The following is a 15,488-nucleotide window of genomic DNA, read 5'->3' on the forward strand; positions in this document are numbered from 1 at the left end:
GTGTAGGATATTTAATTCGCTATTCCTTCTGTTGTCATCACAATACGTTTCATAGTGCCGTCTTTGTTATAAAATAGTTTGTCAACACAAACGGAACGACGAAAACTTCCTCCATGTGTTGGAATAGATCCGTTGTGATACACAAAATACCATTGCCCTTTAAATTCAATTATCGCCTGATGATTGGTATTACTGTTTCCGGCTACTTCGTTTAAAATCCCTTTGAATTCCCAAGGTCCGGTAATAGATTTACTCATTGCATAGGCAATTTTTTCAGGAAAATCATAAGCATACGATAAATAGTACCAGTCTTTACGTTTGTGAATCCAAGGCGCTTCGGTAAATTTTGGCAAATCGACTGTTTGAATTTCGCCATCCATTTCGATCATGTTATCTTTTAATTTTATGTATTTGCATACGGTATTTCCCCAGTATAAATAAGCTTTCCCATCATCATCAATATAAACCGTTGGGTCAATATCATCCCAGCTGATTTTGGTTTGCGTAGTCATATCGTTGGTGATTAACGCTTTTCCGATAGCATCTTTGAAAGGGCCAAGCGGATTATCGGCAACGGCAACACCAATGGCTTTCCCATGTATACTTTCGTTGTGGGTAACGGTTACAAACCAATAAAACTTTCCGTTTTTTTCTATTACCTGACTTGCCCAGGCGTCACCTTTTGCCCAAGAAAAATCGGTTGGTTTTAACGGAATCGGATGTTCTTTCCAGGTTTTCATATCTGAAGAAGAATATACCAGCCATTCGTTCATTCGATATGAATTGACATCATTTGGCGCCTGATCATGACCTGCATAAATATAGACTTTGTCTTTATAAACCAAAGCACCAGGATCTGCCGTGTATTTATCTGTAATTATTGGGTTATTTTGTTTTACCTCAACAGTTTTATTAGTCTGAGCCTGTAAATTGACGGTTAAAACAACTAATGTTAAGCTAAACTGAAGGATTGATTTCTTCATAACACTATATTTATTTTCCTTCTAAAACTACAACCGAGAAAGGAGGAATGGTGATGGCCAATTTTCCTTTTTTGTTTTCAAAACCTTTGAATGCTTTGGTTGTAATTTTTGATGGATTTTCAAAAGTGTTGTGGTCTTGTAATTTAGAAGATGTTAAAATGGATCCGGTAATATTTTTTAGTTTGAAATCCGCTAGGTCTACCTCGATCGTATGCGATTTGGAAGCATCTATGTTTACTGTTGAAATATGAACTGCATTGTTTTTGTCTTTTGAAGCCGATACCGAAATGGCCGGTAAATTTTCATTTCCAACCGTATATTTAGGCGAGGTGAAATTTACTGGAATTAATTGCGCATCTTGGTGAACCGCATACATTTTCATTACGTGATAAGTAGGCGTCAAAATCATTTTGGTTTTATCGGTTAAAATGACCGCTTGTAATACGTTAATACATTGCGCTAAATTGGCCATTTTTACTCTATCAGCATGATTATTAAAAATATTTAAAGTAGCTCCTGCTAATACTGCATCACGCATCGTATTTTGCTGATATAAAAATCCAGGATTGGTTCCAGGCTCTACTTCATACCAAGCTCCCCACTCGTCTACAATCATGGCAACTTTTTTCTTTGGATCGTATTTATCCATAATTTCAACATGTTTGGTAACCAACTCTTCCATTTTTAGAGCCGATTGCATGGTTTTAAAATATTCTTCTTCGGTAAATGTTCTGCCGTCTCCTTTTTTCTTCCAGTCAATTACTGCATAATGGTGAACTCCTACTCCTCCTAACATATTAAGCGGAATATTTTTCATTAAAATTTCGGTCCAGTGATAATCACCACTGTTGGCTCCGGACGCAATACGCGTTATACCACCTGTATTTTCCCAATCCGACATGAATGTCGCATATTTACGGTACTCATTGGCGTAGTATTCTGCCATCATATTACCTCCGCAACCCCAAGCTTCATTACCAATTCCCCAAAATTTTACTTTCCAAGGTTCTTTACGACCGTTTTTTACACGCAAATCACTCATCGGACTTTTACCTGAAAAATTGGTGTATTGTACCCAATCAGCCAATTCTTGAACCGTTCCGCTCCCAACATTCCCAGACAAATATGGCTCGGTTTCTAACAATTCGCACATATTTAAAAAATCATGCGTTCCAAAACTATTATCTTCGGTAACACCTCCCCACCATTTGTTTACGATTGTTGGTCTTTGCTCTTGAGGTCCGATACCGTCTTTCCAATGATAGGTATCTGCAAAACAACCACCCGGCCATCTTAAATTTGGAATTTTCAACTCTTTTAATGCCATCACAACATCATTTCGTACGCCATTGGTGTTTGGAATTTTAGAAGTATCTCCCACAAAAAATCCACCGTAAATACAGCGCCCTAAATGTTCTGCAAAATGTCCGTAGATATTTTTACTGATTATGGGCGCATTTTCATCGGTTTTTAAACTCACCACTGTTTTGTCTTTTTGTGCAAAAAGCGATTGACTCGCCAGTAATACTAATGTTGCTATTGCAATTGTTTTTTTCATGATTTTCTTTTTAGTTTAATCTAATAGAATTTATAACTCATAACCTTATCAAAAAAACTGTAACCATTTGTATATAAAACACCACAAGTGTTCTTTTTACATTTGTAAATATAATTTAAAATAGGCATCAAACAATCAATTGCGTAAAAAATACACTTTAAAAAAACGTTTTAAATAATTTAAACGTTAAACTTATAAATAATAGATAAGATAACTAAAGAGATTACTATCAAAAATAAGTTTAAGAAGTTTTATTCCCTTTGAAAAACCTCACAATTAAAACTTTTTGAAAGGAAATCTATTTATAACAATTTTCAGAAAACGAATAAAATAAAGCGACAATAAAATTAAGTGTACAAAATACATTAACATATTATGATTAAAAAGTTGAAGTTTATATATTTACTTCAAAATTGTAAAATATGCTTAACCAATACAGTGCTGTAGATAAAGTTTTATTGGCCGTTGATTGTATCATTTTTGGATTCGATAAAGACGGTTTAAAAATCTTACTTATTAAAAGGGATTTTGAACCAGAAAAGGGAAAGTGGTCACTAATTGGTGGTTTTTTACGAAAAGAAGAAGATTTGAACAGCGCTGCCATTCGGATATTGAATACTTATACTGGGCTACATGATATTTATATGGAACAACTGCATTCGTATAGCGAAATTGACCGTGATCCTGTAGAACGAACCATTTCGGTTTCATATTACGCCTTAATTAATATCGAAAATCACAATGCCGAATTAATTAAAAATTACCATGCGCAATGGTTTAGCGTGTCGGAAGCTCCTAATTTGATTTTTGACCACAATCAAATGTTGCGTTTTGCCATTAGCCGTTTGCGTTACCGTACCTCTATAAAACCAATTGGATTTGAATTATTGCCTGAAAAATTCACTATGCGTCAATTGTTAGAATTATACGAAGCAATTTTGAGCAAAGAATTAGACAAACGTAACTTTATCAGTAAAATCAATTCGCTTGATATTTTAATAAAATTAGATGAAAAAGACATGCAGTCATCTCGAAAAGGCTCTTATTTGTACAAATTTGACAAAGATAAATACGAAGATAAATTGCTTAACAATTTTGTTTTGAATTTGTAATGATGCTTTTCACCTTAAATTCAAAACAAAAAAATATTACAAAGAATTTCGTAAAAGCAACGAAAATTTATTAGCCATTTGTTGCTTTTTCCCTTTCAAAATCATCTGAGCCAAAAGGCGTCCCATTGCTTGAAAATCGGTCGAAATGGTGGTAATTCCGTTTTCAACCACTTTTTTCAAAGGCGTTTCGTTGTAGGATATAATTCCGTAATCAGAACCCAAAATTAACTTTTGTTGTTTCGCTTTTTCGATAACCGCTACCAAATCACGATCATTCGGTATAACATAGACTTCGCCTTTGGCAATGTTGCGGTTTTTGAATTCGGCAAGCACTTCATACTCAAACGAAAAATCTTTGCAAAAATTCACAAAACCATCTTTCATACCCAAAGGTTCTCGGAAACCGGGAAAAATTAAAATTAGTTTTTCATATTTATCAATTTTAAACTTTCCGGCTGTTAACCCTTCATAAATATCTTTTTTATGATTTTGAAAAACCGCAGGATATTGGTTTAAATCCGAATTGGTCTGATCCAGAATATACACTTCATTAGCCGGTAGGGTTTTAATAACCGCTGCGGCATTGGTCAAATTGGTTGGCATTATAATGTATTTCGTGTAATTACCCTGCGCATCCTGAACGAGTTTTTGAAAAACAGTTGGATTGAAATGATGAAAATAAATATCAACTTCTACATGATCGCCAACCTCATCTAAAAACGCCGTGTACAAATCCTCTTTAAACGAATTGAGTTCTTCAAAAAGTAAAAAAATGCGTTGTTTTACGGCAATGTCCGTACTTTTTATATAGTAGCCTTTACCCGGAATAGCATATACAATACCTCTTTTTTTGAGTTCGTCATAAGCTTGCAAAACAGTATCGCGTGACAAGGAATACGCCAAACATATTTTGTTAACCGAGGGCAATTTTTCATCTTTTTTCAATTTTTCTTCCGAAACCGCTTTTTCAATCGAATGAATAATTTGTTTGTATTTCGGAATTCCTTGGTTGTCCTGAACCACTATGTATTTCATAATCCAAAGCCTTTTTGAATGCAAGCTACAAAAAAACTGGTAGGTACTAGTATGGTTAATTAAACTGTTTCGTTATTTTTGATTTTTGTCTTATTGCTTTGTTTATTTCATCATATCGAATTACATGAAAATACTCCTAAAATATTTTCCATTACTCTTGATTTTATTACTCCTTTTGGCGGCACAACAAAGCCAAGCACAAAGCCGAACTAAAACAAATTTTGGATCGGATTGGGAATTTAAAAGAGAGAAAAACAACAGCTCGAATTGGGAAAAAATTTCCATACCGCATACTGCTAAAATTGAACCTTTAGTCGTAAACAATCAATTTCAAGGCAATTGTTGGTATCAAAAAACCTTTTCGAAAAAGTTATCAAAACACGAAAAAGCCTTTTTGTATTTTGAAGGAGTAATGCAACAAGCCGAAGTATGGATTAACGACAGCAAATTAGTACGGCATCAAGGTGGTTATTTGCCTTTTACAATAGATTTAACTCCGTTTTTAAATCAAAATAAAAAAGCAACGGTTAAAGTAAAAGTCAACAACGAAGACAATCCCAATTTTTTACCTGGAAAACCACTTAAGGATTTGGATTTTAATTATTACGGCGGAATTTACCGAAATGTGCACTTGATTACCACTTCAAAATTATACATTACCGATGCTGTTGCCGCCAACAAAATGGCCAGCGGAGGTCTTTATGTGAATTTTGAAAACGCTACGAAAAAGGAAGCTTCGGGAACTATTCAGGTACACTTGAAAAACGAATTTCCTTCGGATAAAAAGACCTCTTTACAATTTATTTTGAAAGATAAATACGGAAATAAAACAAATTATAAATCGGAAGAATTCATATTAAAAACTAATTCCGACACCGCTTTTACCCAAAAAATAGTCATACAAAATCCGCATTTATGGTCAATTCATAATCCGCATTTGTACGAATTGGAAGTGCAGGTGTTAACCGATAACAAAGTAACCGATTCGCAGTTTGAAAAAATCGGAATTCGAAAATCGGAACTAAAAGAAGACGGTTATTATTTGAATGACGAAAAACTATTTATAAGCGGCACCAACCAACACCAAGAATATCCCTATTTGGGTTATGCCCTTTCGGATGAAGCGCAATTTCGCGACGCTGTGAAAATAAAAAATGCTGGTTTTGATTTTGTTCGAATGTCACACTATCCACATGCCGAAGCTTTTTTAAGTGCCTGCGATTCACTCGGAATTTTAGTCATGAACAGCTTAACGGGCTGGCAGTTTTTTGGCAACGAGACTTTTCAGCAAAACGCCTATCAAGATTTACGTGATATGGCCCGCCGTGACCGAAACCATCCCAGTATCATCTTTTGGGAAGCCTCGCTAAACGAAACGCGAATGAGTAACGCCTTTATGGAAAAAGCCACACAAATCATTAAAGAAGAATTGCCTTTTGACCACAATTATACCGCTTGTTGGCTTGATAATGCTAATTACGATTTGTTCATACCGGCACGACAACACGGCAAAGCGCCTCATTATTGGAACAACTACAAAAAAGGAAATCGCAAAATTTTTATTGCCGAATATGGCGATTGGGAATATTATGCGCAAAATGCTGGCTTTAACCAAACCGATTTTGCCGATTTAAAAGAAAACGAACGTACCTCTCGACAATTACGTGCCGATGGCGAAAAACGTTTGTTGCAACAAGCTTATAATTTTCAGGAAGCTTCTAACTCCAACAGAAAAGGAAAAAACACGATTGGCGAGGCCAATTGGCTTATGTTTGATTACAACCGAGGATACAGTTCCGATTTAGAAAGCTCGGGTATTTCGGATATTTTTAGAATTCCGAAATTCGCTCATTTTTTCTATCAAAGTCAACGCGATGCCGATATTGTTTTAAATAAACCTTTACAATCGGGACCAATGGTGTACATCGCCAATTATTGGACGCCCGAATCGACTTTAAAAATAACGGTCTTTAGTAATTGCGATGAAGTTATCCTTTATTTAAATGATAAAGTATTTGGAAAACAAAAACCTTTTGTAGATGCCAATAGCAATAACTTAACCCATCCTCCTTTTATTTTTCAGCTCGATGCATTTAAAGCAGGAACCTTGCGAGCCGAAGGATTAATTAAAGGCAAAAAAGTAACCGACTTTGCCGTAACCACTCCACAAAAACCGACTCAAATAAAGTTAACTTATGACCTATCTGGTCAAGTTATCAATCCTTCCAATCCGGATATGGTTTTTGTATATGCTAAAATAACCGACACCAATGGTACGGTGATTCCGAATACAACAGACAAAATTCAATTTGAATTAATAGAAGGAAATGCCAAACTGATTGGCGAAAACCCAGTAAAAGCAGAAGCAGGCATTGCAACGGTACTATTAAAAACTGAAAACAATAAAAAAACCATTAAAATCAGAGCAAGTGGTGAAGGATTAACAAGTGATATTCTTTTAATTACTAAAAATTAACAATTGATAGGATGCGAATTATACAAAAATCCCCCCTTAGTTAAACAATGTATTGTAATTTGCAGCATCGATTTAACAAATCGTTACAAATAACACAATTCAAAAACGGAAACAGCAAATTAAAAAATGTAAAAATCACATTTAAAATTTTTTTAAAAATAAAATTATTTATATTTGGCTTTCAGAAATTGACAAAAAAAACAGCGAATAAAAACATTTCTAATTATTTATTGCAAGTGAGGCGCAGAATAATTCGAGAAAATAACCTAAATAACCAATCAAAAAAATTAAAATCAAATGAGTCAAAATTTAGCTTTCGCAGATTATGCGATTTTTATTGTCTACTTTATTGTAGTCGCATCCTACGGCTACAGTGTTTTTCGCAAACGTAAAAAAGAAGAACAAGATGCCAAAGGCTATTTCTTAGCCGAAGGAAATCTAACTTGGTGGGCAATTGGAGCCTCACTTATTGCTTCGAATATTTCGGCAGAGCAATTCATCGGAATGAGTGGTGAAGGCTTCTTTTTAGGAATTGCAGTTGCCGCTTATGAATGGTTGGCTGCTGTAGCTTTGATCATTGTAGCCGTATGGTTTATCCCGGTATATCTTAAAAACAAAATTTATACCATGCCGCAATTTTTAAAAATGCGTTATAACGAATCTACTGCTTTAATTATGGCTGTATTTTGGTTGTTTTTGTATGTGTTTGTGAACTTAACTTCGATTTTATATTTAGGTGCGGTTGCCATTGATGGATTAGCTGGCGGTGGTTATTTGCATATTATCATGGTGTGTTTATCCATTTTTGCCTTATTCATCTCTTTAGGTGGAATGAAAGTAGTAGCGTATACCGATGTTATTCAGGTTGCTGTATTAATTATCGGTGGTTTGGTGACCTCTTATATTGCACTTACCACTGTTGGAAAAGCTTTTGGAGTAGGCGAAAATGCTATTGCTGGTTTCAACGTATTGATGGAACAAGCGCCTGAGCACTTCAAAATGATTATTCCAAGACCGACACCAACTTCTACTCAATTGGAAATTGACAAATACCTTACTTTTCCAGGTTTATTATCCTATGCTGCAGGTATCTGGATCATCAACTTGAACTACTGGGGTTGTAACCAATACATCACACAAAGAGCTTTGGGTGCCGATTTGCAAACCGCTCGTACGGGAATTTTATTTGCCGGTTTCTTAAAATTATTGATGCCTTTAATTGTAATGTTGCCTGGTATTGCTGCATTTGTATTGTACAAAGAAGGACAATTACCTCAATTAGTAGGTGGTAAAGATGGTGCTTATTCAGCTATTTTAACGTTCTTGCCTACTGGTTTCAAAGGACTTTCGGTAGCGGCTTTAACAGCGGCAATTGTAGCTTCTTTGGCGAGTAAAGTAAACTCCATTTCTACGATTTATACCTTAGATGTTCATAAAAAATACATTCAAAAAAATGCAAGCGAAAAACAACAAGTAAACATTGGTCGTATTGCCGTTTTTGGAGCGATGCTGTTAGCCGTTTTATTTACTTGGAACGATGTACTCGGAATTGGCGGTACAGGAGGATTTACTTACATCCAAAAGTACACCGGATTTATTAGTCCTGGAGTTTTTGCTATGTTCGTGTTGGGTATGTTCTGGAAAAGAACTACAGGAACAGCCGCAATTGTTGGTGTAATCTTAGGTTTCTTGTTATCGGTTTTATTCAATGAATATGCACCTGCTTTATTCGGAAACGAAACGTTAATTTATACCGCTTATCCAAACGGAAAAGGTGGTTTCGAAATTCCGTTCCACATTTGCATGGGATTGTCATTCTTCTTTACCACTTTAACTATGGTATTGATTAGTTTAACTGGGCCAAAAGTAAACCCTAAAGCATTTGAATTGGATTCGGAAATGTTCAAAGTAAAACCACAAACGATGGTAATGATTGTAATTACCTTATTAGCAATTGCTGGTCTTTACGTAAAATTCTGGTAAAAAATAGTATTTTCAATTTAAAAGAATCTGAAACTAAATTCGTTTGGTTTCAGATTTTTTTTATGACATAGGTTACCATTCCCCAAATAATAAATTGGTTTTCTTCGGTAACTTTTATTGGAGTATAATTTGGATTTTCGGGCAGTAAATACAAGCAGTCCTGTTCAACCTGAATTCGTTTTACGGTAAATTCGCCATCTACAAAACAAATGGCGATTTTGTTATTTTGTGGTTCCAAACTACGATCCACGACCAAAACATCTTTATCGTTTATTCCGGCATCAATCATCGAATTGCCTTTCACTCGAACATAAAAAGTAGCCAGCGGATTTTCGGTTAATTCTTTATTCAAATCGATACTGTTTTCCATAAAATCGGCAGCCGGCGACGGAAATCCGGCCGAAACACCTTCTTTTATGTAAGGAATCCGAATTTCACTTTCGAAATCGGGCTGAAAAAAATCTAATTTTTGTTCTTTTTTTACAGACATTTTACTTCAAGTAATTTTCTAAAATCGGTCGTATATTTAGACGATAAAAAATTCTGTTTCATATTCCAAGTCCGTTCCAAATCCTGCGTGGCCAGTTTTACTTTTCGATCTCCTATTTTGGTATTGAGTTGATCCATGACTTTCATCAAAGCAAGGTGTTTTGGATTTTCTTCTTCAAATAATTGAAATTGTTTTTTATCCTCATCAATTAAATCGGTTACCACAACGCCTGCTTTTTTAAACTTTATTCCTTGATTTTCTTGGTATATTGTCTTTAATATTTCGATTGCGGCATTCGAAATAGTCAAGGTCGAGTTGCTTGCATAAGGCAATGTCACAGCTCGATTAAAATAATATTTGGGCGTAGTAATGGTATGTTTATCTATCACCAGCAGGACAATTATAGTATGGCAACAGGATTTTTGTTTGCGTAATTTTTCGGCACAAACGGCAGCAAAAGTAGCCACACGTTCCCGCAACGAATCAAAATCGGAAATTTGCTTCGGAAAACTTCTTGTAGTGGCAATGCTCTTTTTTTGCTCCGAAACCGGCTCTAAATCCAAAACCGACTTTCCTTCAAGCTCGTATTTTAACCGCAGTCCGATAACACCCATTTCCCGTTTTATCCAAGCTTCGTGTTGCGGCTGAATAAAATCGAGCGCGGTATGAATATTACGAAGTTTTACTTTTTTTATAGTGTGGTAACCAATGCCCCAAACATCTTCAATTTTCGTCCATTTTAAAGCCTTGATGCGTTTTTCTTCCGTATCAATAACATACACGCCTTTTGTTCTTTCGAGAAATTTTTTAGCAATTTTATTGGCTACTTTAGACAACGCTTTGGTTTCGGCAAAGCCAATACAAACCGGAATTCCTACCCATTTCTGAATTCTGGATTTCATCTGGATTCCGTAATCGTGATAATCGGAAACGGAAAGTCCGTCAAAATTCGAGAAAGCTTCGTCTATGCTGTAAATTTCGACATTAGGTGTAAATTGACCCAAAATAGCCATTACCCGATTACTCAAATCGCCATACAACGGATAATTAGAGGAAAATATGGTAACGTTTTTTTCTCGTACCAAATCCCTAATCTTGAATATCGGCGCTCCCATCGGAACTCCAACAGCTTTGGCTTCTTCGCTTCTCGAAATAACGCAACCATCGTTGTTGGATAATATCGCAACTGGTTTCCCGTTGAATTCCGGTTGGAAAACACGTTCGCAGGAGGCATAAAAATTATTACAATCGACTAAAGCATACATCTTGCAAAATTACAAAATAGCCGAATAGCCTTTCGGAATCAATAGTTAATTTTTGGCGGTAAATAAAAACGCTTTTCCATATCATAAGCAGCCGGTGGATTCGGAACTCATTCTCAATTCAAAATAATTAAGCGTGATTTTTTTCTGAAATTCAAAACATATTCGAAAAAAAGATACATTTGAAAACCTTAACCCAACCTATTTATTATGAAAAAACTAGTACTTGCCCTATTGTTCGTTTCGGGCTATGCCTTTGCCCAAGACATGAAAGTGACGAACGGAAATTTTGCCTTTTTAAAAGACCAAACCAAAATTAATGTGGTTTTTGATTACAGCGATTTTACACTGATGAAAGACAACAAAACCGAAGCCCAATATGTAGAAGACCGAATTAACGATTTAAATGAAAAAGGCGGCAGCAAAGGCGATATTTGGAAAAAGAAATGGACTTCGGCCAAAGAAACCATTTGGAATTTAAAATTTTTAGAGCTTGCCAATCACATCTATTTTAAAGAGCATGTAGATGTGGCTTTTCAGGAAGATTTTAAAAATGTTCCGTATACTTTAATAGTGAAAACCGTTTGGATTTATCCAGGATGGGATGCCGGTGTAATGAAACAAGCCGCTAAAGTTTCGACTATTTTGAAATTTGTAGAAACCAATAATCAAGAAAATGTGATGCTAGAAATTACCAGCAACGAAGCACCCGGCGATCAATACGGAAACAATTTCAGCAACGAGTCCCGAATTGGCGAAGGGTATGCCAAAACGGCCAAATCGATGGCCAAACTATTGCTGAGAAACGCTTATAAATAATAAAAAAAAAGTCCTGAATTAGTCAGGACTTTTTTGTTTTTCGGCCTCCATGTTTAAAATATAGGCCATATTTTTAATTACATTTTCGTGCTTTTTTACAAACGGATTTTCCTCATCCCAAACATAGCCTGCCAATACCGCGCAAATTTTACGTTTGACATCTAAATTTTCGGGTTGATGAAAAAACAGTGTTTGTAAATTTCCGGTGTACCATTCTTTTACATAAGTGGTAAATACATTTATTCCGCTTTTCATATAGGCGGTATACTCGGTTTCCCAATTCACCAATTCGCCAGCCGTTTCTTTTAAATACAGTTTGGCCGCCAACATACCCGATTCGGTTGCAAAAGCCACACCCGACGAAAAAACGGGATCTAAAAACTCGGTACTGTTACCCGTTAAAGCATAACCAGTGCCATACATTTGTTTTACCGAACGCGAATAATTTTCGAGTTTTACAGGCTCGAATAAAAAAGGCACGCCTCCAAATCGGTTCACGTAATAATCCGATAGCGAAATGGCTTTTTCTAAAGCTTCTTTCGTATTTTGATTTTCTGATAACGAATTAATAAAATCGGTTGGCCCTACTACTCCCAAACTCGTATTTCCGTTGGAGAAAGGAATTACCCACAACCAAACTTCGGTTTCTAAAATATCGAAAGAAATCATGGTTCCTTCTTGCCCTTGCGGTCTATTGGCTTCTTTAACATGCGTAAAAATAGACGAATGCGGACTCAGACCCGAAGGAGCATCCAAGTCCAATAAACGAGGCAATACGCGCCCATAACCACTCGAATCAATTATAAAATTGGCATGGATTTCTTTCTCATTTCCATCTTGATCTTTAATTGTCGTAATGGATTTTTTACCTTCAAAAGTTACCGCAATCACTTCCGAACCAAATTCCAAATCAATTCCTTTTCGGATGAGTTCTTGCGCCATAGCATTATCAAAATCGGCGCGAGGCACTTGCCAAGTCCAATCCCAACCTTCCGAAAATTTTTCCGAAAAATCAAAAACACAAATTTGTTCGCCTCTAATAAATCGAGCGCCCCATTTTTTTTCAAAATTCATCGCTTGCAAGCAATCCAACAAACCGGCTGCTTCAAAATGGTCCATTACCCTCGGAATCAAACTTTCGCCCACCACCAATCGGGGAAAATGTGTTTTTTCTACCACCTTAACTTTCACATTGTTTTGCTGCAAAAAAGCCGCCGAAACACAACCCGAAGGCCCTGCTCCAATTACTAAAACATCAACAAACTCCTTTTGCATATATACTTTGTTACTAATTATTACCTTACATTTGCTTTCATCAAAATAAGTATAATTATTTTAATAAATAAAATTAATTTAGCACAATAAAATTGCTTTAAATGAGTACCATTAACGACTATTTAAGTTTACAAGAGTTTGAATCCATCCTTTTTGGAAATCAGAAAGTTTCTTTAAGTGAGCGTGTTTTAGAACGTGTAAATGCCAGTTTTGATTTTTTGAAAAGCTTTTCAGAAAACAAAGTGATTTATGGTGTGAATACGGGTTTTGGACCGATGGCGCAATACCGTATTAAGGATTCCGACCGCATTCAATTGCAATACAATTTGATTCGAAGCCATTCGTCGGGTACCGGAAAACCACTTTCGGCTAAATGTGTTAAAGCAGCTATTTTGGCACGTCTTAATACTCTTTCGTTAGGAAATTCGGGTGTTCACCCGTCGGTTATTCATTTAATGACAGCGTTAATCAACAAAGACATTACACCCTTAATATTTGAACATGGTGGTGTGGGTGCTAGTGGCGATTTGGTACAACTTTCGCATTTGGCTTTGGTTTTAATTGGCGAAGGCGAAGTTTTTTACAAAGGCGAACGCAGACCTACTAAAGAAGTGTTTGAACTCGAAAACCTACAACCGATTGAAGTAGCCATTAGAGAAGGTTTGGCCTTAATCAACGGGACTTCGGTTATGACGGGAATTGGCGTGGTTAACGTGCACTATGCTCAAAAATTAGTCGATTGGTCGGTAAAATGTTCATGCGCTATTAACGAAATGGTACAAGCTTACGACGATCATTTTTCATCCGAATTAAACCAAACCAAACGTCATAATGGGCAGCAAGAAATTGCCGCTAAAATGAGAGAAAACCTCTCCGACAGCACCCTAATTCGCAAGAGAGAAGACCATTTATATACAGGCGAAAACAACGAAGATATTTTTAAAGAAAAAGTACAAGAATATTATTCGTTACGCTGTGTACCGCAAATTTTAGGTCCGGTTTGGGACACCATACAAAACGTTAGCACGGTTTTAGAAAACGAATTCAACTCGGCCAACGACAATCCGATTATCGATGTTAAAAACCAACACGTGTATCACGGAGGTAATTTTCATGGCGATTATATTTCGTTAGAAATGGACAAACTAAAAATAGTCGTAACCAAATTAACCATGTTAGCCGAACGGCAATTGAATTATTTGTTGAATGCGAAAATCAACGAACTTTTTCCGCCGTTTGTTAATTTAGGAACATTGGGTTTTAACTTCGGAATGCAAGGGGTGCAATTTACAGCTACTTCGACTACCGCCGAAAACCAAATGTTATCCAACCCGATGTACGTGCACAGTATCCCAAATAACAATGACAACCAAGACATTGTAAGTATGGGAACCAATTCGGCCGTAATTACTTCTAAAGTAATCGAAAATGCCTTCGAAGTTTTGGCTATCGAAATGATTACTATTGTGCAGGCCATTGATTATTTAGAACAAAAAGACAAAATATCCTCGGTGACCCAAAAATGGTATGCCGATATCCGCACAATTATTCCAACGTTTAAAGAAGATCAGGTTATGTATCCTTTTGTTCAAAATGTAAAAGATTATTTGATTGAAAATTAATTTTATAGTATTGATTAATTTCTAATTGATATGAGAAAAGCTTTTTTCGCACTTTTATTAGCCATACAATTTGGGACTGCTCAAGAATTAGCTCTAGTTCGAAAAGATGGAAAACTTGGATACATTTCAAAAGAAGGTACTTTTGCAATTGCGCCCAAGTTCGAGGCAGCGAAAAATTTTTCAGAAGGCTTGGCGGCTGTAGAAGAAAATGGGAAGTGGGGATTTATAGACAGAAAAGGAAATTGGATTATTCCAGCCATTTTTGATGATATAAAGCATTTTAATAGCGGTATTTGTATTGTATCCAAAGACAAAAACTGGGTATACATCAATATGAAGGGAGAAGTACTAAAAGCCCCTGATTCAGACAAATTGTATCATTTTGAAGACGGTATTGCTTTCATAAAAAAAGACAAAAAAGTGGGAATTATCAACACCAAGATGGAAATTGTTGTACCACCAAAATACGACATCATCCGGTCTTTTAAAAATGGTTTTGCTAGAGTAAAAGAGAACGAAAAATGGGGAATTATCAATACCGCAGGAGCAATTATTATACCAACAGAATACGACGACGTTGGGCGTTATAACAATAATACGGGTTGGGTAAAAAAAGGAGATACCTTTGGATTGGTAAATGATGGCAAATTTATTCCTGTTGAAGGAGCGGAAAAGATTTGGGACTTTGAAACAGAAGATCTTAGCACTGAAAAAGAAGATAATTAATTTTAAAGAAGTAAAAAACTAGGGATGTCAGTTCAAAATTTGATAGCATTAAGTTGTTTTATAAAAGTCTGTACTAAGCCCTAGTAAATGACTCTTAAAATCAATGATTAGACGATGCTAAATTATTTCAAAAAACAACAAAATATA

Annotated in this window: 12 protein-coding genes; 6 read left to right on the forward strand and 6 right to left on the reverse strand. The window is 35.8% G+C overall.

Annotated elements, in window-relative coordinates; translation table 11 throughout:
- Positions 1-11: 11 nt before the first annotated feature.
- Both I5M07_RS06595 and I5M07_RS06600 read right to left on the reverse strand, forming a co-directional pair.
- A complete protein-coding gene (locus tag I5M07_RS06595; RefSeq protein WP_200105426.1) occupies positions 12-983 on the reverse strand; it encodes a glycoside hydrolase family 43 protein in 972 nt (323 codons plus the stop codon).
- A 10-nt stretch (positions 984-993) separates the two neighbouring features.
- Positions 994-2,541, reverse strand: coding sequence for an alpha-N-arabinofuranosidase (locus tag I5M07_RS06600; RefSeq protein WP_200105427.1), 1,548 nt, complete (start codon positions 2,539-2,541; stop codon positions 994-996).
- Between the two features lie 422 nt (positions 2,542-2,963).
- Between I5M07_RS06600 and I5M07_RS06605 the strand changes: the two genes are divergently transcribed.
- A complete protein-coding gene (locus I5M07_RS06605; protein ID WP_200105428.1) occupies positions 2,964-3,653 on the forward strand; it encodes an NUDIX hydrolase in 690 nt (229 codons plus the stop codon).
- A 36-nt stretch (positions 3,654-3,689) separates the two neighbouring features.
- Here the strand turns inward: I5M07_RS06605 and I5M07_RS06610 are convergent, their stop codons facing one another.
- Positions 3,690-4,688 (reverse strand): GntR family transcriptional regulator, encoded by a 999-nt coding sequence (locus I5M07_RS06610; protein ID WP_200105429.1) that lies wholly within the window; start codon positions 4,686-4,688, stop codon positions 3,690-3,692.
- 124 nt (positions 4,689-4,812) lie between these two features.
- Between I5M07_RS06610 and I5M07_RS06615 the strand changes: the two genes are divergently transcribed.
- Both I5M07_RS06615 and I5M07_RS06620 read left to right on the forward strand, forming a co-directional pair.
- A complete protein-coding gene (locus I5M07_RS06615; protein ID WP_200105430.1) occupies positions 4,813-7,164 on the forward strand; it encodes a glycoside hydrolase family 2 protein in 2,352 nt (783 codons plus the stop codon).
- Positions 7,165-7,461: 297 nt separating this feature from the next.
- On the forward strand, positions 7,462-9,147 hold the full coding sequence (locus I5M07_RS06620) for a sodium/sugar symporter (protein ID WP_200105431.1): 1,686 nt from the start codon (positions 7,462-7,464) through the stop codon (positions 9,145-9,147).
- Between the two features lie 49 nt (positions 9,148-9,196).
- On the opposite strand, the gene I5M07_RS06625 is transcribed toward I5M07_RS06620, so the two are convergent.
- Positions 9,197-9,637 (reverse strand): LexA family protein, encoded by a 441-nt coding sequence (locus I5M07_RS06625; RefSeq protein ID WP_200105432.1) that lies wholly within the window; start codon positions 9,635-9,637, stop codon positions 9,197-9,199.
- Positions 9,628-10,902, reverse strand: a complete 1,275-nt coding sequence (locus tag I5M07_RS06630) for a Y-family DNA polymerase (protein WP_200105433.1) — start codon at positions 10,900-10,902, stop codon at positions 9,628-9,630. The genes I5M07_RS06625 and I5M07_RS06630 overlap by 10 nt, the downstream gene beginning before the upstream one ends.
- 207 nt (positions 10,903-11,109) lie before the next feature.
- Here I5M07_RS06630 and I5M07_RS06635 point away from each other — a divergent pair, with 207 nt between their 5' ends.
- Positions 11,110-11,718: a hypothetical protein gene (locus I5M07_RS06635; RefSeq protein ID WP_200105434.1), complete on the forward strand. Its 609-nt coding sequence runs from the start codon at positions 11,110-11,112 to the stop codon at positions 11,716-11,718.
- Between the two features lie 18 nt (positions 11,719-11,736).
- Here I5M07_RS06635 and I5M07_RS06640 read toward each other — a convergent pair whose 3' ends face one another.
- On the reverse strand, positions 11,737-12,993 hold the full coding sequence (locus tag I5M07_RS06640) for an NAD(P)/FAD-dependent oxidoreductase (protein ID WP_200105435.1): 1,257 nt from the start codon (positions 12,991-12,993) through the stop codon (positions 11,737-11,739).
- 101 nt (positions 12,994-13,094) lie between these two features.
- On the opposite strand from I5M07_RS06640, the gene I5M07_RS06645 reads away from it, so the two are divergent.
- Both I5M07_RS06645 and I5M07_RS06650 read left to right on the forward strand, forming a co-directional pair.
- The gene (locus I5M07_RS06645) at positions 13,095-14,615 is read left to right on the forward strand and encodes an HAL/PAL/TAL family ammonia-lyase (RefSeq protein WP_200105436.1); all 1,521 of its coding nucleotides are present in this window, start codon (positions 13,095-13,097) and stop codon (positions 14,613-14,615) included.
- Between the two features lie 30 nt (positions 14,616-14,645).
- Positions 14,646-15,341 carry a WG repeat-containing protein gene (locus I5M07_RS06650; protein WP_200105437.1) on the forward strand — a complete coding sequence of 232 codons (696 nt, stop codon included), beginning with the start codon at positions 14,646-14,648 and terminating at the stop codon, positions 15,339-15,341.
- The last annotated feature ends 147 nt before the right edge of the window (positions 15,342-15,488 follow it).

The organism is Flavobacterium agrisoli (assembly GCF_016522065.1).
GTDB lineage: Bacteria > Bacteroidota > Bacteroidia > Flavobacteriales > Flavobacteriaceae > Flavobacterium > Flavobacterium agrisoli.